Below are 24,612 nucleotides of genomic sequence, written 5' to 3'. Positions count from 1 at the left end.
CTCGACTGCTCCGCGCACCCAGTCGAGCAAGCTCGACTCTACACGGCCGTCGCCTGCCACCGCTGCAGCCACCCGGCAATGGCCGGGTCCAGCCGCGCATCCTCCGGCAGCCTTATGCCAAACCCTTCCTGCAACACCTGCCGCACGTCGGCCACGTCGCGCAGTGCGCGCTTCTCCGGCGCCTTTCCCGGGCGGTACTCGGTGTAGTGGCCGCTGCCAACGGTGCGGCGTCCCTCCGGCCAGGTCAGCGACGCACGCAGTTCCCCGGGGAAACTCGACTGCGGGTGCGTGCACACATACCAGTTGCCCACCTCGTTGTCGGCCGCCGCGGGCGACGTCAGGTCGAAGCGGTACAGCGGCCGCCAGTCCTCGCCGCTGCTGGCCGCCAGCAGGAAATCGCCATCGTCCAGCCGCTGCAGCCGGTAGCGCTCATGCGGCGTGTCCTGCGCCGAGGTCGCGTGCAGGCGCAGCGGCACGGTCGGGGTCAGGCTGCCGAAGCCGGTATCCACCAGCCAGTCCTCGCCGTCCAGCCGCACCCGGATCAACAGGTGCGTGCGCGGCGTCAGTTCACCCTCGCTGGCCGACAGCAGCACGCGCGCACTCAACGCATGGGCGTCGAAGCCCAGCGCCTGCAGCAGCGCGAGGAAGGCGCCATTGAGCTCGAAGCAGTAGCCCCCGCGCTGCGCCTCCAGCAGCTTGCGCTGCACGCGGTCCAGGTCGATCGGCACGGGGTCGCGCAGCAGGCAGGTCAGGGTCTCGAACGGCACATGGGCATTGTGGCGCTGCTGCAGCAGGGTCAGCCCGGCCAGGGTGGCCGGCGGCGCGGCCTGCAACTGCAGGCGCTGCAGGTATCGGGGGATGTCGAGCGCGGTCATGACGGCACCAGGCGGGGCAGGGGCACCTACTGTGCAACCGCAACCGGGGTTGAGGTCAAGGGCGGGCGCCGATGTCATCGCCCCGTCGCCTGCGGCCGGTACAAAGACCGCGACCGCCGGCTCGGCGGCCCGATGCGGAAAACAGTCCTAAAGTCTTTCTGATCCAGGCCGATACAGGTGCGTCCTTTCGCCTGGAGTCTGTCATGTCGACCGCGGTTGTTCGCCTTCGGTCCCTGCGCACCCGCCTGGTTGGGCTGCGCTCGGCGTTTCCTGCCCTGTTGCGCTGGCTGCAGCCGCACCGGCTCAGCGTGGCCGACAAACTGAAGGCCACCCTGTGGGTCTGCGGCCTGGGCCTGGTCGCCATTGCCGGCGCCTACGCCTGGACCGGCCACGCCAGCGGGCAGGCCGCCCGCACCCAGGCCAGCTACCAGCGTGGCAGCGATCTGGCGGCGGCGCTGGCCACCCGCGTGGCCGAAGCGCGGCGCCTGCAGACCCAGTATGCGCGCAGTTTCGATGATGCCGACCGCAGCCAGCTGCTGGCCACCCAGCAGGAACTGAAGGACGACCTGCAGGCGCTGCGCGCGATGCCGATGGATGCGGCCCGTCGCAAGGCGCTGCAGTCCTTGGCCGAGGCGGTCGACGGCTTCTCGCAGGGCATCGCCGCCCTGTTCGAGCGCGTGGATGAAATGGGCCGCGGCGACGCCGGCCTGGCCGCGCAGCTGCAGCAGGCCGCCGATGCACTGCAGGCGAACGTGGCCGCGCTGCAGCGTCCGGCACTGGAGCTGCACGTGCAGAAGATGCGCCGGCAGGAGGCCCTGCTGCTGCTCGATGGCGACTCCACCCACGCCGACCGGGCCAGCGAGGAGAAGCTGCCCTTCGACCTGGCCCTGGCCGGGTTGCCGGCCGAGGCGCAGGAAAGCCTGCGTACCGACATGGATGCCTACCAGGCGGCGCTGCTGGGCTACACCGCCGCCCGCGTCGGCCTGGATGTGGAAGCACAGTCGCTGGTCGATGCGGCGGCCGGCGTGGCACCGGCACTGGCCGCGTTCCAGAAGGCACAGGTGCAGGCGCTGGCGCTGGCGCAGGCACGCCAGCAGGCCGGTGCACGCACCCTGAGCGTGCTGTTCGCCGCGACGCTGGCCCTGGTGGCCGGCGTTTTGATCACCAGCCTGGTGCTGGTGCTGCGCGCCGTGCGGCGCCCGATCCAGGACACGCTGCGCTTTGCCAGTGACATCGCCGACGATCGCCTGGACACCACCCTGCGCGTGCACAACGCCAACGATGAGATCGGCCAGCTGGCGCAGCGCCTGATCGACATGCAGCAGCGCCTGCGCGCGCGCATCGAGGAGGAACGCGCGGTGGCCCGCGGCAATACCCGCGTGCGCCAGGCACTGGACAGCGCACAGACCGGGTTGATGGTGATCGATGCGGAAGGGCAGGTGGCCTACGCCAATCCCGCCCTGCTGCAACAGCTGGGCATGCAGGCCGACGCGCTGGTTGGCAGCGATGCCGTGCGCCTGCACCCGGCGATGACCAGCCTGGCGGGCGTGCGCCGTCGCGAGGAGCGCGAGATCAATCATCTCGGCGTGCGCTACCAGCTCATCGCCAACGCCATCATCGACGAGGATCACTTCCTCGGCGTGGCGGTGGAATGGCGCAGCCGCGCGCTGGAAACCCTGCTGGAAACCGAAGTGGCCGCGCTGGTCGACGCCGCCGCACACGGCGAACTGCACGGCCGCATCGCCCTGGAGGGCAAGCAGGGCTTCGTGCGCACGCTGTCCACCAGCATCAACCACCTGCTGGCCACGTTCGAAACCAACCTGGGCGACCTGCAGGCGCTGCTGGCGGCACTGGCCCGGGGCGACCTGAGCGTGCGCATGGAAGGCGACCTGCAGGGCGTGTTCGCGCGCATGCGCGACGATGCCAATGCCACCGTCGGCCAGCTCGGCCGCATCGTCACCCGCATCCAGCAGGCCACCGCGCGGCTGGACGTGGGCGTGGGCGAGATCGTCGCCGGCCACCATGATCTCTCGCAGCGCACCGAGCAGCAGGCGGCCAACCTGGAAGAAACGGCTGCGTCGATGCACGAGCTGACCGACACCGTCGGCCGCAACGCCGATGCCGCCGGCCGTGCCGATGCGCTGGTGCAGGGCGCGGCGGCGGTGGCCGCACGAGGCGGCCAGGCCGTGGGCCAGGTGGTGGCCACCATGCACGGCATCAGCGAAGCGTCGCGCCGCATCGGTGACATCACCCAGTTGATCGACGGCATCGCGTTCCAGACCAACATCCTGGCGCTGAACGCCGCCGTGGAAGCCGCGCGTGCCGGCGAACAGGGCCGCAGTTTCGCCGTGGTGGCCTCCGAAGTGCGGTTGCTGGCACAGCGCAGCGCCGAGGCTGCCAAGCAGATCAAGGGCCTGATTGAAGACTCGGTGGCCCGCGTCGGCCAGGGCAATGTGCAGGCCGAACAGGCTGGCACCACCATGGGCGAGATCGTCGGCAGCGTGCAGCAGCTGGCGGAACTGCTCACCGCCATCCGCAGCGCATCGCAGGACCAGCATGCGGGCATCGCCCAGGTGAACCAGACCATCGTGCAGATGGAATCGAGCACCCAGCGCAATGCCAGCCTGGTGGAGGAAGCCGGTGCCTCCACCGCGCACATGCAGACACAGGTCCAGGCTTTGGCTGAAGCGGTATCGGCGTTCCGCCTGCAGCCGGAGCGACGCCCGCGCGTGGCGGCGTGATGGCCTGATCGCCTTCGCCGGGCATGGCCCGGCGCTACCGTTCAAACCCTTGGGGTAGCGCCGGGCCATGCCCGGCGGACGGGATCAATACACGTCGCGGCGGTAGTGCCCGCTCTCCAGCAGCGTTTCCACCGCATCATCGCCCAGCGCCGCACGCAGCACCTGGTCAACACCTTCGGCCATGCCCTGCAGCGAGCCACACACGTGGATCACCGCCCCACGCGCCAGCCACGCCTGCAGTTCCGCAGTAGCGGCCTGCAGCTGGTGCTGCACGTAGCCACCGCCATCAGCATCACGCGAGAACGCCAGGTCAACGCGTGCCACGTGGCCCTCGGCCTGCCACTGCGCGATCTCCTCGCCGAACAACTGGTCGTGCGCACGCTGGCGCTCGCCGAACAGCAACCAATGGCCGTGTTCGCTGTGCTGGGCAGCTTCGCGCAGCAGGCTGCGCAGGCCGGCAATGCCGGTACCGTTGCCGACCAGCACCATCGGCGCGCCGGCCTGGCGGTGGAAGCCGGGGTTGCGGTGCACGCGCGCGGCAATGCGGCTGCCCAGCGGCGCGTGCAGCGACAGCCAGCCCGAGCCCAGGCCGGGGCGGCCCGCAGCGTTGTGCACCAGGCGCACCACCAGTTCCACTGCACCATCGGCGGCGCACGACGCGATGGAGTACTCGCGCCCGGGCAGCATCGGCAGGCCGACCAGCCACAGCGCAGCGTCCTGTACCGGCAGCGCGGCGCCTTCGTCGGGCAGCACGCGTTCGCCTGCCAGGTCCAGCAGCGTGCGGGTGCCATCGTCGAGCAGCAGCGGCTGCAGCGGGTCCAGCCCGCGTGCTTCCAGCACCGTCGTGGTGTGCTGCACGCTGTTGCGCGGTGCGATGTGCAGGATGTCGCCGGCCTGCCAGGTCGTGTCGGCAGGCGGTGCCAGGCGGATCTTCCAGATCGCGCCGCCCAGGCTGCCCGGGTTCAATGCTTCGCGTGCCAGCAGCTGCCAGTCGTGCATCTGCGTGGCCGGCGGCAGCACGCTGTCATCGGTGTCGATGCCGGTCAGTGCGCCCAGCTCGCGCTGCCACTGGCGCAGGGCCACCACCGAGGCGGCATCCACGTCGATGCGCGGGAACAGGGGCTGTGCCCCGTTGCCTGCCAGCCACGCGTCCACCTGTGCACCGAACGCGCAGTAGTGCGGGTACTGCCGATCACCCAGCGCCAGTACGCCATGGCGCAGGCCCGAGAGATCCACGTTCTGGGCCAGCAGCAGGCGTGCCGCACGGCGCGCGCTGTCCGGCGGCTCACCATCGCCGAAGGTGCTGAGCACGAACAGGACCTGCGGGCTGTCCTGCAGCAGCGCAGCGGTCACCCGCGCCAGCGGCAACACCTGCACCGGGTGGCCGGCGGCCTGCAGCTGTGCCGCCGCGCGCCAGGCCAGCTGTTCGGCCAGGCCACTCTGGCTGGCATGGATCACCCGCCACGGCGTGCCTTCGCCGCCGCTTTCCTGCGCTGCGGGCAGGGTCTGCCGCAGCGCACGTGCCGCGCGCTGGCTGCGCCGGCGGTCCAGGTACAGCATCCAGCCGGTGATGAAGAACAGGCTCATGGCCAGGCTGCTGAGCATCACCACCACCCGGCCGGGCAGGCCGAAGTAGCTGCCCGAATGCAGTGCGAACATGCTGGTGGCCAGCTTGCCGCCGCTGCCCTGGCGCTCGTAGGGGCGCGCTTCCAGCAGTGCGCCGCTGGCCGGGTCCAGCTGCAGCAGGTCGTGCGCGCGGTCGTGGTGGCCGCCGCGCAGGGCAGGGTCACCGGACATCACCCGCACGTTCAGCACCTGGCCCGGCTTTTCCGGCAGGCGCAGGTCGATGTAGCCGCTGCGCACGCCGGGCTGCACGTACAGCGTGGCCTCGACGTGCTGCAGGTCGAGGGTCGCATCCGGGGCAACCTTGTGCTTGGCCGGTGCAGGCACGCCCAGCACGCTGTTGGCCGCGCTGCGGTACCAGTCGAACGACCACCACAGGCCGGTCAGCGCACTCATCAGGTAGATCAGCAGCACCCAGGTGCCGACCACCGAGTGCAGGCTCCACAGGAAGCCGCGGCCGCTGCGTTTCCATTCCACCGCCAGCCAGCTGCGCCAGTGCCACCAGCGCCGTGGCCAGCGCAGGTAGAGGCCGGACAGCGCGAAGAACAGCAGCGCGATGGCGCAGCTGCCGACCACGACCTTGCCGCGCTCGCCAGCGGCCAGGTGCCGGTGCAGGTCTTCGACGAAGTCGAAGAACGCCTGGCCACGCAGGTGGCTGAAGCGTTCGCCGTTGTAAGGATTGAAATAGACCCAGTGTTCCTTGCCGCCAGCGAAGCGCGCCACCGAGGGGCGCTGGCCGGTGGCATCCACGCGCAGGCGCTGCAGCGGCCGATCGCTACCGGCCTGCAGCAGCGGCACCAGTTCGCTCAGGGCCAGGGCCTGCTGGCCGTCGGCGTGGTGCTCGGCGATGGCGGCGAAGCCGGGATTGGCCGCGCGCAGCAGCTCGTCCTCGAAGGACAGCGTGGCGCCGCTGAGGCCCATGATGGCCAAGAGGGTGCCGGCCGTGATGCCCAGCAGCCAGTGCAGTTGGAACAGGACGTTCTTGAACATCGGGGAGAGAGGCCGTTGAGGCTGCCGCCCGCATCCTGCGCAACAGCAAATGAGAATTAATCCGTAATTCTCCGGGCGCGGACGGGCTGCGGTCAAGGAGGGTTTTATTGCAGGGCTTGCAGCCCTGCACCCGCTTCAAGCCACAGCAACGTCAACGTCAAAAGCTGGCTTCCCGTGGGTTGGCGGGGTGGGTCCGGTTGAGGGGGGCGCTGCAAGTACGTCCATGTAAGCTCGGTCGCCGCATCCATGCGGCTCACGCCCCCTCAACCGGACCCACCCCGCCTTCGACAGTTTCCTGCGAGCTGTCGGAACGACGTTCTGCTTTGGTGGGTGCCGACCGTTGGTCGGCACGGGGTCGGATCCCGTTGCTGCGCAACGGGCTCTGACCCCAATTCGGAATTTCGATATCTGAGAGATTTCATCCACGCATGGCGTGGATCTACTGGCCGGGCTATGACCCAAGATTCATTTCGATATCTGACAGATGTGCCGACCAACGGTCGGCACCCACCAACAGCCGCAGGAATCTGTCAGAGGTGGGGCGGTGTGGGCTTGCAGGACCGCAGGCGCCATGGATGGCGCCTACGAGCCCCCATGGATGGGTTTACGGCGTGTCCTGCAAGCCCACACCGCCCCGCCATCCCACGGAAAGCCCGCTTCGGCTTTTGACGTTGCCGTTGCATTGAGCAGGTGCAGGGCTGCAAGCCCTGCAAAACACCCTCACTCCACCCAGCCTGCAATCTCACCGTGCTCGAATGGCCCCAGCTTGGCCTTCACCATCCGCCCCTGCGCATCAAACAACACGCTGTACGGCAGCAGCCCCTGCGCATTGCCCAGCTGCACGCTGGCATCGCGTGGGCCCGGGGTGTCCAGCACGATCGGGTACCCCACCGGCACCCGCTGCAGGAAATCAGCCACGCCCTCCGGCGTATCCAGCGCCAGACCCAGCACCTGCACGCCGTGCGTGCCCTGCGCGTCGGCGAAGCGGGCCAGCTCGGGCATTTCCTCGATGCAGGGCCCGCACCAGCTGGCCCAGACATTCACCAGCAGCGGTCGCCCGCGGAAACGCTGGCGGATGTCCACTGGTTGCCCGTCCACGCCGGGCAGTACCAGTGCCGGCAACGCATCGCCGGCGCGAAGGACAGGCATCGGAGACTTCACAGCAGCGGGCGTCGAAGCCGCCGGCGCCGGCGCTGGCGTCAACCGATGCCCGGCCCACAGGCCAAGGCCGGCGGCCAGCACCGCTGTCCACAGCAGTGCGGGCCGTTGCCAGCTCATCGGGCGGTGCGCAGCAGCGCTTCTTCCACCAGGGCCTGGGTCAGCAGCGTCGGCAGCACGGTCGGCGGTGCGCCCGGGCCGTACACCACGTACAGCGGCACGCCCACGGCCTTGTGCTCATCCAGGAATGCGGTGATCTGCGGGTCCACGTTGGTGTAGTCGCCGCGCATGTACACCGCGTTGGTGCGCTTGAGCAGTTCCTTGAACTCCGGGCGCGACAGCACCGCGCGTTCGTTGGCCTTGCAGCTCACGCACCAGTCGGCGGTCATGTTCACGAATACCACGCGGTTGTCCGCACGCAGGCGGTCCAGCATCTGCGGCGAATACTCCACCACGTTGTCACTGGCGGCCTGGGCGGCGCGCGCCGGCGGGGCCAGCTGGGTCACGCCCCACACCGGGGCAAGCGCGGCCAGGGCCAGCAGCACGCCCAGCAGGCTGGCGCCACGCTTGCTGCGCCAGCGGCTGGTCTCGAACAGCCACAGGCCGGCGGTCAGCAGCAGCAGGCCACCCAGGGCCAGCGCCATGCCGTCCACGCCGCGCTGCTTGCCCAGCACCCACAGCAGCCACAGCGCGGCGGCATACATCGGGAAGGCCAGCACGTGCTTCAGCGTTTCCATCCACGGGCCGGGCTTGGGCAGACGGCGGGCCAGGGCCGGCACGAAGCCGATCAGCAGGAACGGCAGGGCCAGGCCCAGGCCGAGGAACAGGAACACCAGCATCGCCGCGATCGGCGGTGCCACGAAGGCGTAGGCCACGGCGGGGCCGAAGAACGGACCCACGCAGGCGCTGCCAACCACGCAGGCCAGCACGCCGGTGAAGAAATCGCCGGCCGGGCCACTGCGGCGGGCCAGTGACTGGCCCAGGTTGCCGATGCCGCCGCCCATGGTGAACACGCCGGACAGGCTGAGGCCGACGGCGAACATGATGTAGGCCAGCGCCGCCACCACGCCCGGGTGCTGCAGCTGGAAGCCGATGCCCACTGCGTTGCCGAGCATGCGCAGGCCTACCATCAGCGCGCCGATCACCGCGAAGGCGACCAGCACGCCCAGCGTGTACCACATGGCATGGCTGCGGGCGCGCTCGGCGCTCTCACCGCTCTGCGCCAGGCTCAGCACCTTCAGCGACAGGATCGGCAGCACGCAGGGCATCAGGTTCAGTACCAGGCCGCCGCCCAGGGCCAGCAGCAGCACCCACAGCAGGGAACTGTCGGTCTTCGGCACGCTGCCCGGCGGCTTGGTGCGCTTGGCATTGTCCTGCTGCGCATCGGCGGCGAACGCATCACCGCCCGCGGCGCTGTCAACGGCAGCGCCGGTGGCATCGTTGGGCACGGTCGGCAGCAGGCGCCGCGGCGTGCCATCGGCCTCCTCGCGCGGGCTGTCGCTGGCCGTGGCAGGCGCCGCAGTGGCCGTGCCGTTGCCGGCGGCGGTCAGCGTGCCGGCCGGAATCGACAGCTTCACCCGGCGGGTCATCGGCGGGTAGCAGATGCCATCGGTCTGGCAGCCCTGGAAGGTCACCACCAGGGTGCTGTCCACGGCCTCGGTGCGGGTGCGGCGCAGCGGCAGCGGCACTTCCACCTGGTTGAAGTACACCGAGACATCGCCGAAGTGCTCATCGCGGTGCGACTGCGCGGCCGGCCAGCGCGGCTTGTCGGCCAGCACGCCGGTGCTGCCTTCCAGCTTCAGCGAGGTGCGGTCGCGGTACAGGTAATAGCCCGGCGCGGGGGTGAAGCGCAGCAGCAGGGTGTTGCCATCGCTGGCGATGGCATCGAAGCCGAACGCCTGTTCCGACGGCAGCGGCAGGGCCTGGGTGTTGCTGGCGCCCGGCAGGCGCAGGCCACCGCCGGCACCGGCCAGCGGGTTGTTGAACGGCGTCACCCCGGTGGCACGTGCGGTGGGCAGCGCGGCCTTGCCGCCGGCGCCGGGCAGGGCCACCTGCACGATGCGCTTCTGCGGCGGGTAGCACACGCCGGCATCGGCGCAGCCCTGGTAGCGCACTTCCAGGCTGATGGTGCCGGCCGCATCGGTCGGTGCGCCGGGCAGGGTGGCCTGCAGGCGCTCGCGGTAGGTCTCCACCTCGCCGAAGAAGTCGTCGTGGTGCTTGTTGCCGGCCGGCATCTGCAGGGCACCGGCATTGAAGGCCGGATCGGCCTTGACGCTGGTGCGGTGGCGATACAGGTAATAGCCGGGGGCGATCTTGAACTGCAGTTGGATCTGGCCACGTTCGGGCGCACTGGCGGTCAGCGCGAACGCCTGGTCGACCGGCAGCAGATCCTTCTCATCCAGCGCGAAGGCCGGCAGGGACAGCCAGAGCAAGGCGCACAGTGCGGCGCCACGAGCAAACAACTTCATCAATCGGTGTCCTCCCGGGTCTGTGCCCGGATCCAGTCCAGATACGCCGGCAGGCCGGCCCGGGTTTCGACCGCGATGCACTCCGGGAGTTCATACGGATGCAGTTCGACGATGCGGGCGATTGCGTCATCGACGCGGCTCGCCGTGGTCTTCACCAGCAACTGCAGTTCGGCGTCGGTGATGACGTCGCCCTGCCAGCGGTAGGTCGACTGTGCGCCATCCAGGCGGGTGACACACGCTGCGAGGCGCTCGCTGACCAGCGCGTGCGCGATGCGCTCGGCACTGGCCCGGTCCGGGCAGGTGGTCAACAGCAGCAGGATGGGATCGACGGTCGACATGACCGCCGAGTATAGGGCCGCCGCCGGGTCAGGACCCGGCGGCGGCATGGACCGCTGCGTTGCGCGGTCAGTTGGCCAGCTGGCAGCTGGTCGGTTTTGCCGAGGTGAACAGGGCGGGGGTCGCCCACTCGGGGTGGTCGATGAACGGGTTGCGGTTGCCCTGGAACGAGTAGATCACGTCATTTCGCGCACGTTCGGCGGCATCCGGCGGGTCGGACAGGTGCCAGTCGATCAGGGTCGACAGCAGGCCCATGTAGGCCGGCGAGCTGCTGGTCTTGACGATCTTGCTGCGGTCGTCGGTCAGTTCCAGGTCCGGTTCGGACTGGCCGGTGGCCGCATCCTTGCCGCCCTCATAGCGGATGGCCATGTACATCACCGCACGCGCCATGTCGCCCTTGCGCTTGCCCCACACCTCGAAGGTGCCGGTGTTGCCGTCGGGGGTACGCACCCAGTTGGAATTGCCCGGGTAACCGCCGCTGCCGCCGCCCTGGCCGTTGTTGGCCTCGGTGGCGCGCTCGCCGCAGTTGGCATCGCACTTGCCGAACGGCTTGTTGCCGCGGTCGGCATTCCACTGCGCATCGGTCAGGTACAGCATGTGGGTGTCGGTGTACGGGGCGTACGGCAGGCCCTTGTCGCCGGTGGTGCTGGCAAAGCCCAGCGAGTTCGGCCAGGTGTGCTCGCGGTTGTAGGTCAGGCCGCTGCCCGTGCCCGCACGGCTGCTCACCTTGGTGTAGCTGTGGTTGCGGTAGGCATCGAGGATCTTGCCGCTGTTGTTCGGGTCTTCGTCGGCAATTTCCAGGATGGTCCAGGTGCTGGTACCCGAGCCGCTGTACGGGTAGGCGGTGTGGCCCTTGATGGTCTCGTGCAGCGAGCAGCGCAGCTGGCTCGGGCTGGAGGTGTTCACCTTGGAGTAGTAGCCCTCCGGGGTGCCCGGATTGCCGGGATTGCCGGGGTCCGGATTGCCCGGGTCCGGGTTGCCGGTGGTGCTGGCCACGGTGAAGGCGATGCGGCTGTCAGCGGCCGGGTGCGCGCCCTGGTTGTCGGTGATGCGCGCGGCGCGGATGTCGAAGCGGCAGGCCTCACCGGCCACCAGGGCGGTGTTGGTCGACAGCTTCACGGTCTTGCCGCTGCCCGGCCAGGTCAGCGGCACGCTGCCCGACTTGCCGCAGCTCAGGGCAAAGGCGCCGCTGGCCAGGGTCACCGTCTCGCTGAACACCACTTCCAGATCGGCCGCGGCCGGGAAGGTGCTGCTGCCCTGCGCCGGGGTGGTGGTGGTGACCGACGGCGGCGTGTTCGGGCCGCCCGGGGTACCGCCACCGCCGTTGAAGGTCTGGTTGTTGTTGCAGCGGCCGAAGGTTTCACCGGCCGATTCGGCCCAGGTGAAGTGGGCGTACTGGCTGCCGCTGCCGGTCAGCTGCAGCGAGGTGCCCGGGGCGGTGCTGTTGGTTTCGGCAACCGGGATGTTCTGGCTGGTCATGCCGGCGGCGGGGCCACCGGAGGCGGTGATCGCGCCTTCGTAGCTGAGGAACTGGACCACCTTGCCGCTGGCGTCGACCAGGGCGATGCCGTCGTTGGGGCCGTTCTGGAGGCCGTTGGTCGGGTAGGTAACCACCGCGAGGGTGGCGCTGCCGCAACCGGCGGCGGTGCCGGCCGGCACCGGTTTGTTGTCGTAGACCACGGCCGCCGAGGCGTTGGCGCCGTTGTACAGGTACAGGCGGTAGCCGGACAGGTCCTCGCCCGCGGTGGCGACCACTTCGATGGCTTCGCCGACGTCACCGGCCGGGGTGCTGTCGTCGTAGTGCAGTTCGTTGATGAAGACCTCGGCCTGGGCCGGCGCGGCGGCCAGCGCCAGCAGGCAGGCGGCGGCGAGCGGGGACAGCAATCGCATCGACTACTCCTTGTGATTGGGAATGCCGGGCGAGCCTAAGGCCGAACGCGTGACACTTTGTCGTAACTGAACGTCAGATATCTGACACTGCGACGCAGTTCACCAAAATTGCGGGAACCGACCCTGGCTCCCGTCTGTCCGTCGCCGCAGCGCACGGTCGAAAAATTTTCCGCCACGGGGCTTGAAAGGCCCGGGGGCAGCTCCATCTCTGTCCTGCTCCCGACCTGTCGGGCTTTTTCACGAGCAATGCTGGCAGTCACCTGGGGTGAGTGCTAACATCGCCAGACTTTTTCAGACCAATCAATAACTTAAGAGGTCTCTCATGAGCATCAAGCCGCTGCACGACCGCGTTGTGGTCAAGCCGATCGAAGCCGACGAAATCTCCGCCGGTGGCATCGTCATTCCGGATTCGGCCAAGGAAAAGTCCACCAAGGGTGAAGTCGTCGCCGTCGGCCCGGGCAAGGCCCTGGACAACGGCACCGTACGCGCCCCGTCGCTGAAGGTTGGCGACAAGGTCATCTACGGCCAGTACGCCGGCAGCTCGTACAAGAGCGAAGGCGTCGAGTACAAGGTCCTGCGCGAAGACGACGTGCTCGCCATCATCGGCTGAGCCTCGGCGCGACCTGCTTTCCTGTAAGACATCCCTTTTCGTCGCCGGGCCTGGCCCGGCGCAAACATCGAGGTAATCGCAATGGCTGCCAAGGATATTCGTTTCGGTGAAGACGCCCGTTCGCGCATGGTGCGCGGCGTCAACGTTCTCGCCAATGCCGTCAAGGCCACCCTGGGCCCGAAGGGCCGCAACGTCGTGCTGGAAAAGAGCTTCGGCGCTCCGACCATCACCAAGGACGGCGTCTCCGTCGCCAAGGAAATCGAACTGGCTGACAAGTTCGAGAACATGGGCGCGCAGATGGTGAAGGAAGTTGCTTCGCGCACCAACGACGACGCTGGCGACGGCACCACCACCGCCACCGTGCTGGCCCAGGCCCTGATCCGCGAAGGCGCCAAGGCTGTGGCCGCCGGCATGAACCCGATGGACCTCAAGCGTGGTATCGACAAGGCCGTCGTGGCCGCCGTTGCCGAGCTGAAGAACATCTCCAAGCCGACCGCCGACGACAAGGCGATCGCCCAGGTCGGTACCATCTCGGCCAACTCGGACGAGTCGATCGGCCAGATCATCGCTGACGCGATGAAGGAAGTCGGCAAGGAAGGCGTGATCACCGTTGAAGAAGGCTCGGGCCTGGACAACGAGCTGGACGTGGTCAAGGGCATGCAGTTCGACCGCGGCTACCTGTCCCCGTACTTCATCAACAACCAGCAGTCGCAGACCGCTGACCTGGATGACCCGTTCATCCTGCTGCACGACAAGAAGATCTCCAACGTCCGTGACCTGCTGCCGGTGCTGGAAGGCGTCGCCAAGGCCGGCAAGCCGCTGCTGATCGTTGCCGAAGAAGTCGAAGGCGAAGCGCTGGCTACCCTGGTGGTCAACACCATCCGTGGCATCGTCAAGGTCGTGGCCGTCAAGGCTCCGGGCTTCGGCGACCGTCGCAAGGCGATGCTGGAAGACATGGCCGTGCTGACCGGCGGCACCGTGATCTCCGAAGAAGTTGGCCTGTCGCTGGAAAAGGCCACCATCAAGGACCTGGGCCGCGCCAAGAAGGTGCAGGTTTCCAAGGAAAACACCACCATCATCGATGGCGTGGGTGACAAGGCTGCCGTCGACGCTCGCGTCGGCCAGATCAAGACCCAGATCCAGGACACCTCCTCGGATTACGACCGCGAGAAGCTGCAGGAACGCGTTGCCAAGCTGGCCGGCGGCGTTGCCGTGATCAAGGTCGGCGCTTCGACCGAAATCGAAATGAAGGAAAAGAAGGATCGCGTCGACGACGCCCTGCACGCTACCCGTGCAGCCGTTGAAGAAGGCGTGGTCCCGGGCGGCGGCGTTGCCCTGGTCCGTGCGGTCACCTCGCTGGCTGGCCTGAAGGGCGCCAACGAAGACCAGAACCACGGCATCCAGATCGCCCTGCGTGCGATGGAAGCCCCGCTGCGCGAAATCGTGGCCAACGCCGGCGAAGAGCCGTCGGTCATCATCAACAAGGTCAAGGAAGGCACCGGCAGCTTCGGCTACAACGCCGCCACCGGCGAGTTCGGCGACATGCTGCAGTTCGGCATCCTGGACCCGACCAAGGTGACCCGTTCGGCGCTGCAGAACGCTGCCTCGATCGCTGGCCTGATGATCACCACCGAAGCCATGGTTGCCGAAGCTCCGAAGAAGGACGAGCCGGCCATGGGTGGCGCGGGTGGCATGGGCGGCATGGGTGGCATGGGCGGCATGGACTTCTAAGTCCACGCGTTCCCGACGTAATGAAAAACCCCGCCGGAAGGCGGGGTTTTTTTATGGGCGCGGATCGCGATGCCTGCCATGAAATCTTCCAACTGCTTGATATAAATGAATTTACCTTCGCTGTGTTAGCATGCTTACATGGACATCAAAGGTCAGATTCTTCGGAAGATCAGGCCCCGGAAAGCGGAGGCATTCCTTCGCTCGGAATTTGATGGTCTGGGTGGGCGCCGCCAGGTCGGGGCGGCACTGAAGGCGCTGGTGGAATCACGACAACTGGAGCGCATCCAGCGCGGTATCTACGCGCGGCCCGCTGCGATTGCGAGATTGGGACGCCACACGCTTTTGGCAGGGCTTCACCCTTCGAAGCGACCGCCACTGACCGGCGTTACCCGTTGGGCGCGGATGCGCGCCAAGCAGGAGGGGGTTGTTCATACGGTTGGCTACATGGACGCCTGGGCGACGGCGGTGACGTCGCTGGCCGGCGATAGCGTCGCCAGCGATGAGACGGATGATCTACTGGTGGCATTGACGCGCCATGGCAAGCTGCCAGCGCGCGAAATGGTCAAGCTGGTGATGGAGCATCATCGCAGGCTCAAGGATGTTTGATCCCTTCGGTGATTTCGCATCTGCAGGCTATCTGCGGAATCACGAAGGTGAGAAGGATCCCGATCTGATCAAGATTGCGGAACATCAACTGTTCCGCGCGCAACTGCCGGCCGCACTTGCCTTTCTCGAGCAGGTTGAGGAGGTGGACTATGACGCTTTCCTGGAGGTCCATCGGATCCTGTTCGAGGGACTCTACCCGTGGGCGGGTCAGGATCGGCAGATACTTGTGCCGGGAAAGCATGTCAGCAAGGGTGATGTCCATTTCTGCCATCCTTCCGAGTGCCGGCGGGCGGTCGCGTATGCGCTTCGGCTTGCAAATGACACGAAGAGGATGCGCGAATGCCCGGGTGAGATCATGGGGATCTTCGCGTATGGGCATCCATTTCTTGATGGGAATGGCCGCACGATGCTGGTTGTCCACTCCGAACTCTGTCACCGTGCGGGCATATCCGTAGACTGGACGCGGACAAGCAAGAACGCCTACCTGGCTGCATTGACTGAGGAAATCGAACAGCCTGGCCAAGGCCATCTCGATGCCTATCTCGCACCCTATCTCGGCCCAGTCGCTGGCAGACATGTCTGGAACCGCAGCATCATGGAACTGCGCGGGCTCGACGGTGAGAACGCGGGCGCCGACCTGGCCGCTTCGTATCAGGATCCGCAGGTTGAGGCGGACTACGAGGCATTCGAGCAGGCGCGCAACTACCCGATTCCCTAGTGGAGTGAACGAGCACAGGCTTGATTGATATGCTCATTCCAATATACTTAGGCGCCTAATCATTGCTATGAATGTGATGCTGGAAGCAAAACACAACGCACTCATGGAAGAAGCCGGCCGCCGCGGCCACGCCAACCTGGCGCAGCTCCGTCTATGTTTCCAGCTGCTTTCCCTGTCCACCGCCATCGACCGCGACTGCGCCACCCGGCTTGCCCCGCACGGCCTCAGCGAAGGCCGTTTCATCGTGCTGTTCCTGCTGCATGGCGCGGGCGGCACGCTGCCGCCGCACGAGCTGGCCGAACGCGCAGGCGTCACCCGCGCCACCATCAGCGGCCTGCTGGACGGCCTGCAGCGTGAGGGCCTGCTGCAGCGCAGGCACGATGCCGAAGACGGCCGCCGCCTGCAGATCGTGCTGACCGCACGCGGCAGACGCCTGGCCGAAGAGCTGTTCAACCAGCACACGCAGTGGATCGGCGGGCTGTTCAACGGGCTGGATGCCACCGAACAGGCGCAGCTTTCGCAGCTGCTGGGCAAGGTCTGGCTGCACACCGACAGTGGGCGCGAGTCCACGCCATGAGCGCTGTCATCAGCGCCGCGCGCAAGCACGAACTGAATTTAGGCGAGGCGGCCAGCACCCATCTGGCCGAGTGTCTTGCCGTGGATTTCGCAACCTTGCTGCACACGGTTGCGGCGCTGCCAGACGCCGCCGTGCAGCGCATGCGTGATGCCGCCAGCAAGGGCATCACCCAACGCATGGCGCTGGCGGCAACACTGCTGCGCGAAGCAGGGCAGGGTGACCCCGCGCGCTGGCAGTCGCATCCCTCGGACACCGTGCGCGGTTGGGCCTGCTACCTCATCGGCAGTGATGCCACGTTGGCTCTCAGCGAAAAGCTGCAGGCGATACAGCCACTGGCCGATGACGCGCACTTCGGCGTACGCGAATGGGCGTGGCTGGCGGTGCGTACCGATCTCGTGGCGGCACCACTGCAGGCGCTGCAACTGCTGCTGCCGTGGGCGCATGAAGCCTCGCCCTACCTGCGCCGCTTCGCCTGCGAAGCACTGCGCCCGCGCGGCGTCTGGGCCAGCCACATCGCCCTCTTCAAGCAACAACCGCAACACGCACTGCCGCTGCTGGAAGCCCTGGCCAACGACCCCGAGCGCTACGTGCAGGACTCGGCGGGCAACTGGCTCAACGATGCCAGCAAGACCCAGCCGGAATGGGTGCGCGAGCTCTGCGCGCGCTGGCAGCGCGAACACAGCAGCGCAGCAAACGCGTACATCCGCAAGCGCGCCCAACGCTCTCTCAGCACGCCGTAGAGTCGAGCTTGCTCGACTGCTGTAGATCACGCGCGAAGGGCCGTCGAGCAAGCTCGACTCTACCCGGCAAACCCACCACCCCAAGGAAGGCCCCAATGCCCCACATCCTCATCGAACACTACACCGCAACTCACGCCTGGGCTGCACTCGCGCCCGAGCAACGCAGCGCCTTCTTCGCCCGCATCGGCGCCGGCATGCAGCAGTTCGACGCAGCGCGCATCACGCCGTTGGCAATGGGCCGCGTCGCCCGTGATGTGCCGCATGGCAGCACCGAGCAGTTCTACGCCGTCTGGCAGTGCGCCAGCCGCGCCGACGCCGACGCACTGGTCGCCGGCATCAGCGCCACAGGCTGGCATCAGTACTTCACCACTACCAACACGGTCGGCGCCGTGGACGAAATGCCGCAGCACCTGCACGATCTGGCGACCTGCGCACCGCAGTAGATCCACGCCATGTGTGGATGAAGCCCCACGCCACCCGATAGCGCCGGGCCATGCCCGGCGGCTCTCCCGTACTCCGCCAGTGCCTGACTACCGCGGCCGCACCCGCTCGGCCGCATGCGTGCCCAGTTCCAGGCAGGCCATCATCAGGCCTTCCATCACGCGCGGGCCGACATCATGTTCCGGCCCGCCATTCTGGCGGCTGCGCTCGGCGGCCAGCAGCACCTCATGCACGATACGCAGCCCGGCAAGCGCGCAATCGCCATCGGACAACTGGATGCGCCGGCCGATCGCCAGATTGGGCTCGGGCCAGGGATGGCCATCGCTGCCGGCACCCGCGCCGATGCGTTGCAGGCTTGCGATGAAACTGTGGGGATCAAGCGCGGCGTCGTCGGCGTTGGTGCTGGTCGAATCGTCGTGGTTGCGCCCCGGAAAAGGGACGTGCTTTGCATTCATGGCATGTGCTCCGTACAGAAAAGACGGCAGCGCCACCGGAATAGGTGGCGGACGGTACGTGTCTGGAAGCCGGGAAACAGAAGTAAACCGGTGGACCCTTGGGTCCCCACGCACCGCCCGCCATGGAACGCGGACGATATGCCAGCCGGCGCCGCAACACGCGGCGCCGGCTGGCAAACGTTTCTTCTGTTGCACGGGCTTCCAGACCCGGCCACCCGTTTTCGGTGGCAATCCATCTAGTGCACATGCCTGCGCGCAGCACCAAGGGCATCCGCGACAGCCATGAAAACGCGGCGCAGTATTGCATACGCCGGAGGCCATGAAATCCGCTGTTTCACCCGTATTTTTCTGCGGTTGAACTTCGCACGTGAGAAGGAATAGATGCGTCACGTAGCGTTCCTCCATGCAGGTCATTCCCGACACGATCAATGAACGCGCAAATGATGCGTCCTCCGGAATGACGCTTCTTCCCGGCGAATGAATTCAAGTGTTCTGGGACAATTTCTGGCTGCCCACGTTGGCGGGAAGTCGAAGCTCGCATGGAGGGCGAGCATCATGTCAGTCATCCAGGAATATGCACTCGCAGATTGCATTCGCGAGCTTGTTCGATTCGTCGACGGGCAGACTTCCAGTGGTGCAGAGGATGCGCATGCTCCCGCGTTTGCGTACCTCCTCACGCCCAAACAGTGCGATGACGTCGATCGAGTCTGTGACGAGAACGGCTGGTTACGGTTGAACTGCTACGCGGTCATGCTTGGTCCCGGTGAAATACGGCACGTTCTGGATGCCCGTAGGCAGAAAGACGGCCTGATGCGTTCCGAGATCGAAGAGCTTCTGGCCAAAGCATACAGTCCGCGTAGCCTCATGAGATGCAATCCGCCGGGCGGTTCCGACGCTGCACCACGGCGAAGCGAGCAGCAGTCCTTCATGCTCAACACGCACCAGAAGCTATACATCGGGGGTACGCCGTACTACGCGACGGCGGTACTGGAAATCCGTGTTTCTGGATCCAGAAGATACTTGGCCCCGGTGACGTGCTATCACGTGACCGAGGCCAAGAAACGAAAGATGCTGAAGTGACTACGTAGGAAGGACGGCCTCATTGGCAGGCTTCCGCACTCAAGCGAACAGCCCCGGCGCCAACAATTTCCCTTCATATGTCCCTTGCGGGACTTCGCAGCTCCGCCGACAAATTTTCTGCTGTCTGCGTAGTCGGCGCTCACTATACCGGCGCCTCAGGGGAGCCGCAACGAACCTTCCAGAAGTTGGGGGGAAGGCGTCATCGTCGGTTCCTTACACGGCTGCCACCGTACAGCTTTCACACTGGCCACTGCCGAATGAGGCTGAGCAGGCCAGGGCACATGCGCCTGTCACCAATACGCGGTAAACATGAGAGCTGCCCATGTCCACCCGCAGGGAAGTCGATCATGCAGAGCAAGCTCCAGGTCACGCTGTACGGAACTCTTGGCGACAGCCCGGCGCTGCAGTTGCCGGGGCTGGAAGGGCCGTCGGTGGCCATCCTGGAATCGACCCTGCGCCAGCTCGTCTCCGATCTCTACACCGCCCGCGCACTGCTCAACCCCGAGCAGCTGGGCGAGGCCCAGAAGCAACTGGACCGCGTGGTGGAGCGCTGGGTGGACATCCATGAAGGCCTGCTGCTGGATGTGGAAGTCCATAGTCGATAGGCATCGCTTCCTGTCTGTTGCGGACAAGTGCACTCGCGCCCGCTGTGTCGCAAATGGCCATGTCCGACCTGAATTTGCAGGAGTCTTGGCGTGTGTAGCCAATGGACACGTAGACAGTTTCGGTCCAATTACGACATTCAGAATCGCTTCTGACCTTGGTCGAGTCGCAACCGGCCACGTCCCTCAAGAATGCAACCATTCGTAGTGCGCTGCCGGGCAGAGTGTGGCCCTGCTGATTGACGCATTCCCAAGGACGTGATGCATGAAAGGACGCCTGCTGGCCGGGCCCGTGCCTGTGGATTCCCGAAGCCGCCGGATCGATATCCGCTGGCCTGGGAGGGCCCCGGCACCTGCCCTCTGGCCGCATGCGCTCCGCTACCGCGACGCATTGAATGAACCTTTCCGGCTGGATGTCCTTTGCCGGGGCAACGATGCCGCCGCTGACACCGATGCGCTGAAAGGACGCATCGTGGCGCTCGGCATCGACACCGGTGGCCAGCAGCGGCGCTGGCTGTGTGGCGTGGTGTCAGGCATCGTTGCGGGCTGCGGCAGCGGGCATTATTCGACGGTCGAGCTGACGGTGGAGTCGGCCCTGTCAATGCTCGATCGCCGCCGTACCTGCCGGGTGTTCCAGGACCGGACCGTGCCAGAGATCATCGCTGCCATTCTTGACGAGCATATGGCCCGAAATCCCGTCATCGGGGCCTGTTTCTCCTACCGAACTTTACTCGACCGGCACTATAGCCCCCGGTCCTACTGCGTGCAGTTCAACGAAAGTGACCAGCATTTCATCGACCGCTTGCTCGCCGAAGAGGGCATCACGTACTTCTTCAGGTTCGATGGCGGCGACGACAGCGGTGGCCATCACATGGTCCTGACCGCTGCCGGTAGCCTGCCAGGCGAGCCGCCCCGGTCGCTGCAGCTCCTTGCGGCGGGCGCTGCAGCAACGGGCCGCCAGCAGTGGATCAGCCAGTGGCAACGGGTCAGCCAGCTCACCACGCACAGCGTCGCACTGGCCAGCCACGACTATCGCCCCGCCTGCGCGCTGCGTGGCCGGGATGAAACCGTTGTGGAGCAGGGCAGTGGGAGCCATCAGGCCGGCCGCTCCCTGAGCGATTACCAGGCACTTGCACCGTACTACGCCGACCACGACCGCGAGCTGGGCGCGTACGCCCGCCTTCGCATGCAGGCTGAAGAGATGAAAGCCGCCACGTTCCATGGCGAGGGGCCGCCCAGCGACCTTCCCATCGCCAGCAGCTTCGTGCTCGAAGATCCATCCGCCAGTGCGGACACGGCACGGCAGCCTTCCGCCTTCATCACTACGTCCACGCACATCGAACTGCGTAACAACCTGCTGGAGGCGGCGCTGTGTTCGCCTGCGGTTGATGAGGCCATCGCCGGCGAAGATCTGGCCGCCGGATACGGCGACCATCTGCGGTTCACCGCCGTGGCCGCCGGCGTACCGCTGGTACCCCGTTATGCCGGTCTGTTCGACCGCCCCACCGTCCATGGCATGCAGACCGCCACCGTGGTCGGCCCCGCGGGCGAGGAGGTCCATACCGATGAACTCGGGCGCATCCGCATCCGTTTCCACTGGCAGGAGTCTGACCAGCACCCGTCCGATACGCCGGAGGCCAGCGAGCGCTCCTCGACCTGGGTGCGTGTGTCCTGGCCTGGGGCTGGGGATGGCTTCGGGTATCAGTTTCTGCCACGCGTCGGCCAGGAAGTGCTGGTCGCCTTCCTGCACGGGGATATTGATCGCCCCGTGGTGGTGGGCGCGCTGCATAACGGACGCCAGGCACTGCCAAGGTTCAGTGGCCAGCATGGCCTGCCCGGCAACCGCGCGCTGGCAGGCATGCAGTCGCGCGAGCATGGCGGCGAAGGCTACGGCGAGCTGTTGATGGACAACACTTCAGGTGAAGTCCGTACGCGCCTGGCCGCCAGTCCATTCGCGAGCGAACTCAACCTGGGCCACTTGAGCACGCCTCGCAGGGACGGCCACGCCCAGCCGCGCGGCGAGGGCGCCGAACTGCGGACCGATGCTGCACTGGCCCTGCGCGCCGCGCACGGTCTCCTACTCAGCACCTACGCGCGCCAGATGGCGTCGGGCGAGCAGTTGGACCGGCAGGAACTGCTGGCACTCCTGGACGACTGCACCCAGCTCTTCCGGGGCCTGGGTGAGGCGGCCGCCGCGCGTGGTGCCTCAGCCTGCGAGGACGAAGGCATGGCGGAGCTTGTGCGCGCCCTGCGCGAATGGCCCGATGCGAACGCGCCAGGGGAAGGGGCACCGCTGGTGGCCGTGGCGGCGGAAGGGGGGCTGGTCAGCGCCACGCCGGCATCCCAACTGCAGTACGCCGGCCGCAACCATGATGTGGTGGCAACCGACGATGTACAGAGCAGCAGCGGCGGCCACACCCGGCTGATGGCGGGGCGTGGGCTTTCCCTCTACGCGCAGGATGAGCACCTACAGGTGATCGCCAACCACGGCAACGTGGTTCTGCAGGCGCAGCAGGCCGACCTGCAGGCGAGGGCGGAAAGCAACCTGCTGCTGGCGGCGGGCGAGGGCGAGGTGGTGATCTCCGCGCCCCGTATCCGTCTGGTGGCCGACGATGGCAGCTATCTCACGCTTGGCGGCGGCATCGAGCTGGGCACCGACGGAGCCGCCGTGGTGCATGCCGCGCGCCATGACTGGTTGGGCGCGAAGACCGAAAGCGCAGACACGACGGCATTTGCACGTGACCCGGCCAGCCGGCAGCTGCGCTTCCACTACGAAGGCGATCTGCAGGCCGTTGCCGCAGGCGTGCAGCACACGCTGTCGCTTGACGATGGAGATACCGTGCAGGGCACCGCCGACGCCGAAGGGCTGGGCGAAGCCGTGCAGCGTGATGGCATGCAGCGCGTGCAGATACAGGCGCGACAGAAGATCGAAGATGCCCAAGGAGAAACCGATGGCTGAGCGCATCGTAACGGACAACCTCGCCACCCGCTTGCTGCCCAATGCTACCCAGCCGAAGAACGTGGCCATCCCGCGGGCACGGCCGGGCGTGGTGATCTTTCTGCATGGGGTGAATGACCCGGGTGCATCTTATGCCTCGGTGGAGACTGGACTGTGCCAAGGGCTGAATGAGCGGCTGGACCGGCAGGATCTGAAGCCGGGGCGGTATGGCGAACGGTTCTGGGAGGCGAAGAGCAAGGATCGCAGGACGCGGAGCAAGGAGCATACTGAGATCCTTGATGACCCAGACACCAATCTCTACAAGCGAAATGACGCACACGCCAAGAGCGTGCTGATCCCGTTCTACTGGGGCTACCGCGCGGCAAAGAACGAGATCCTGCGGGATGAGAACGGTGATCCCGCCAAGGTGCGCACCCAGTACCAGGACAAGAGTGGCAATCGTCTCGATCGCCACTTCGGTAAGCCGGGCGGGTTCTTTGTCAATGCCACCAACAACCTGCCGGAGATGTATGGCGAGGGTTTCGATGCATTCAAGCGGCATTTCGCCAATCCGCACCTGGACCGCACCAAGTTCATGGGCGCCTGCCCGCATCGGCGTTACTTCGTGCTGGCTGCCGAGCGGTTGGCAGCGCTGGTTACCACGATACGCAGCATCTACCCGTCCGAAACCATCACCATCATGGGCCACAGCCAAGGCACGCTGATCACCTTGCTGTCGCAGGCCTTGCTGATCGACCGCGGCGCGCGTTGCGCCGATTGCGCGATCATGGTGGCCAGCCCCTATTCGCTCATTGCCGAGAAGACGCCGGCCGGGGGAGACACACTGCGCACGTTGCAGCGCATTGTCGAGCGGATGACCAAGACACCCTATGCGTTGCCTTCATTGGATGACCTGGCGGCCGGTCAAGCCAAGTCATATGGGCGTGCAGGCGCTCGCTGGAACGCGGGGCAAGGCCAGCGACTGGGCAAGGACGGTGCAATGGTCGTATTCCCCGAGCGCGACAACCGAGGCAAGGTTTACCTGTACTTCAGTCCCGATGACACCACGGTAGGGCTGGCCGATGTATCGGGTATCGGCACGCTGGGCGTGCCTGATCTTGTCGATGGCGGCCGCCCCGGCATGACCCGACTGGCGAAAATCGGCTTCAAGCAACGTATGTGGACCAAGCGCCATCGCGATGGTAAACCCGTGATGGTCGGCGATGCGCCCGCACACCTTGCGTTGAGAGCTGAAGGCGAGGTTCGCTACGTTGGCGACACGACCGCCATAGAAAGCCTCGGTGGAGTAGTCAAATGGGGCGTGGCGGCAGCCATGACGGTGGCCATCGCTGAAGACAGCCAGGTGCTCATCAACGCCGAAGCGCTGGTGCCGCCACACGCACCCCAGATGTTCGGTGGGGAAGCAGTGAAGGGGACGCCCACCACGCCCGGCATGGACCGGCCAGACGTTGTCAGTGTGCATGCGGCGCTGGGTAAGGCCGGTGCAAAATTTCCGGGCATTCCTTTGCCGAGGGAGTACATGCGGCTCAGCCCAGAGGCTGCGTTGGAGAAGTACAACAAGGATAAGGAAGAAGACGACCAGACCAGCGAAATCCGTGCAGCCGGTTGGCTCAAAGGCAAAGAGCGCGAGATGACACCCAACGAGATACGCGAGTGGATGAGTCGCTCCGACGAGGTGCTGGACGAGAACAGCTACCACTCTGGCGTGCTGCGTGATCCGGAGAACCATCGCTGGGTGACCGCAATGGATGTGGCGATCGGGCAAGGGCACAGCCTGGACGATCCGCAGTGGCGGGAGCTGCTGACGTTGATGGCGGATTGGCGGATGACGGACAAAGAAATGGAGAAATTGCAGAAGAATTCGAAGTGGGCAGAGCTCGATCCGAGAGTTCGAGATCTGGTGAAGGCTTCGGGCAAGTACTACCTGACAGGTGAGTTCCCTCCTGCCTCCTTGGTAGATATTAAGAAGCTGCCCTCCCTGATCGATGGCCATATTCCGGGAGGCGGCTGAG

At 66.4% G+C, this 24,612-nt stretch carries 19 protein-coding genes; 12 read left to right on the top strand and 7 right to left on the bottom strand.

The features are described from left to right. Positions 1-38: 38 nt before the first annotated feature. Positions 39-875: an arylamine N-acetyltransferase gene (locus C1926_RS09280; RefSeq protein ID WP_108758990.1), complete on the bottom strand. Its 837-nt coding sequence runs from the start codon at positions 873-875 to the stop codon at positions 39-41. 203 nt (positions 876-1,078) lie between these two features. Between C1926_RS09280 and C1926_RS09275 the strand changes: the two genes are divergently transcribed. Next, positions 1,079-3,616, top strand: a complete 2,538-nt coding sequence (locus C1926_RS09275) for a methyl-accepting chemotaxis protein (protein WP_108758989.1) — start codon at positions 1,079-1,081, stop codon at positions 3,614-3,616. 84 nt (positions 3,617-3,700) lie between these two features. On the opposite strand, the gene C1926_RS09270 is transcribed toward C1926_RS09275, so the two are convergent. From C1926_RS09270 to C1926_RS09245, 5 genes are all read right to left on the bottom strand, one after another. Next, the gene (locus C1926_RS09270) at positions 3,701-6,229 is read right to left on the bottom strand and encodes a sulfite reductase flavoprotein subunit alpha (RefSeq protein ID WP_108758988.1); all 2,529 of its coding nucleotides are present in this window, start codon (positions 6,227-6,229) and stop codon (positions 3,701-3,703) included. Positions 6,230-6,949: 720 nt separating this feature from the next. After that, positions 6,950-7,507, bottom strand: a complete 558-nt coding sequence (locus C1926_RS09260; protein WP_108758987.1) for a TlpA disulfide reductase family protein — start codon at positions 7,505-7,507, stop codon at positions 6,950-6,952. After that, positions 7,504-9,858 (bottom strand): protein-disulfide reductase DsbD domain-containing protein, encoded by a 2,355-nt coding sequence (locus C1926_RS09255; RefSeq protein ID WP_108758986.1) that lies wholly within the window; start codon positions 9,856-9,858, stop codon positions 7,504-7,506. The genes C1926_RS09260 and C1926_RS09255 overlap by 4 nt, the downstream gene beginning before the upstream one ends. Then, a complete protein-coding gene (gene cutA / locus C1926_RS09250; protein WP_108758985.1) occupies positions 9,855-10,193 on the bottom strand; it encodes a divalent-cation tolerance protein CutA in 339 nt (112 codons plus the stop codon). The genes C1926_RS09255 and cutA overlap by 4 nt, the downstream gene beginning before the upstream one ends. Before the next feature lie 67 nt (positions 10,194-10,260). Then, positions 10,261-12,081, bottom strand: a complete 1,821-nt coding sequence (locus C1926_RS09245) for an endonuclease (protein WP_079223702.1) — start codon at positions 12,079-12,081, stop codon at positions 10,261-10,263. A gap of 322 nt (positions 12,082-12,403) precedes the next feature. Between C1926_RS09245 and C1926_RS09240 the strand changes: the two genes are divergently transcribed. From C1926_RS09240 to C1926_RS09210, 7 genes are all read left to right on the top strand, one after another. Next, positions 12,404-12,691, top strand: coding sequence for a co-chaperone GroES (locus C1926_RS09240; RefSeq protein WP_079223700.1), 288 nt, complete (start codon positions 12,404-12,406; stop codon positions 12,689-12,691). An 81-nt stretch (positions 12,692-12,772) separates the two neighbouring features. Continuing rightward, positions 12,773-14,422 (top strand): chaperonin GroEL, encoded by a 1,650-nt coding sequence (gene groL, locus C1926_RS09235; RefSeq protein WP_006473018.1) that lies wholly within the window; start codon positions 12,773-12,775, stop codon positions 14,420-14,422. A 138-nt stretch (positions 14,423-14,560) separates the two neighbouring features. Then, positions 14,561-15,028 carry a hypothetical protein gene (locus tag C1926_RS09230; RefSeq protein WP_100462233.1) on the top strand — a complete coding sequence of 156 codons (468 nt, stop codon included), beginning with the start codon at positions 14,561-14,563 and terminating at the stop codon, positions 15,026-15,028. Next, on the top strand, positions 15,021-15,746 hold the full coding sequence (locus tag C1926_RS09225; RefSeq protein ID WP_108758984.1) for a Fic family protein: 726 nt from the start codon (positions 15,021-15,023) through the stop codon (positions 15,744-15,746). The genes C1926_RS09230 and C1926_RS09225 overlap by 8 nt, the downstream gene beginning before the upstream one ends. A gap of 76 nt (positions 15,747-15,822) precedes the next feature. Then, positions 15,823-16,323 (top strand): MarR family transcriptional regulator, encoded by a 501-nt coding sequence (locus C1926_RS09220; protein ID WP_108760660.1) that lies wholly within the window; start codon positions 15,823-15,825, stop codon positions 16,321-16,323. Continuing rightward, positions 16,320-17,063 carry a DNA alkylation repair protein gene (locus C1926_RS09215; RefSeq protein WP_108758983.1) on the top strand — a complete coding sequence of 248 codons (744 nt, stop codon included), beginning with the start codon at positions 16,320-16,322 and terminating at the stop codon, positions 17,061-17,063. The genes C1926_RS09220 and C1926_RS09215 overlap by 4 nt, the downstream gene beginning before the upstream one ends. A gap of 95 nt (positions 17,064-17,158) precedes the next feature. Then, entirely contained in the window at positions 17,159-17,506 is a 348-nt protein-coding gene (locus tag C1926_RS09210; RefSeq protein ID WP_108758982.1) for a DUF6616 family protein, read from the top strand. 87 nt (positions 17,507-17,593) lie between these two features. On the opposite strand, the gene C1926_RS09205 is transcribed toward C1926_RS09210, so the two are convergent. Continuing rightward, positions 17,594-17,959: a hypothetical protein gene (locus tag C1926_RS09205; RefSeq protein ID WP_108758981.1), complete on the bottom strand. Its 366-nt coding sequence runs from the start codon at positions 17,957-17,959 to the stop codon at positions 17,594-17,596. Positions 17,960-18,514: 555 nt separating this feature from the next. On the opposite strand from C1926_RS09205, the gene C1926_RS09200 reads away from it, so the two are divergent. The 4 genes from C1926_RS09200 to C1926_RS09185 all read left to right on the top strand — a co-directional run bounded on the left by C1926_RS09200 (position 18,515) and on the right by C1926_RS09185 (position 24,611). Continuing rightward, entirely contained in the window at positions 18,515-19,039 is a 525-nt protein-coding gene (locus C1926_RS09200) for a hypothetical protein (RefSeq protein WP_159095063.1), read from the top strand. Positions 19,040-19,386: 347 nt separating this feature from the next. Continuing rightward, positions 19,387-19,644 (top strand): hypothetical protein, encoded by a 258-nt coding sequence (locus C1926_RS09195; protein WP_108758979.1) that lies wholly within the window; start codon positions 19,387-19,389, stop codon positions 19,642-19,644. Between the two features lie 262 nt (positions 19,645-19,906). Then, complete coding sequence (gene tssI / locus C1926_RS09190; protein WP_108758978.1) at positions 19,907-22,600, top strand: type VI secretion system Vgr family protein; 2,694 nt, start codon at positions 19,907-19,909, stop codon at positions 22,598-22,600. Beyond that, positions 22,593-24,611, top strand: coding sequence for a DUF3274 domain-containing protein (locus C1926_RS09185; protein WP_108758977.1), 2,019 nt, complete (start codon positions 22,593-22,595; stop codon positions 24,609-24,611). Before tssI ends, C1926_RS09185 begins: the two co-directional genes overlap by 8 nt. Position 24,612: the final 1 nt, after the last annotated feature.

The organism is Stenotrophomonas sp. ZAC14A_NAIMI4_1, from assembly GCF_003086915.1.
Classification (GTDB): domain Bacteria; phylum Pseudomonadota; class Gammaproteobacteria; order Xanthomonadales; family Xanthomonadaceae; genus Stenotrophomonas.
The sequence above is the reverse complement of the archived record's forward strand: the minus strand, read 5'-3'. Positions and strand labels throughout refer to the sequence as shown.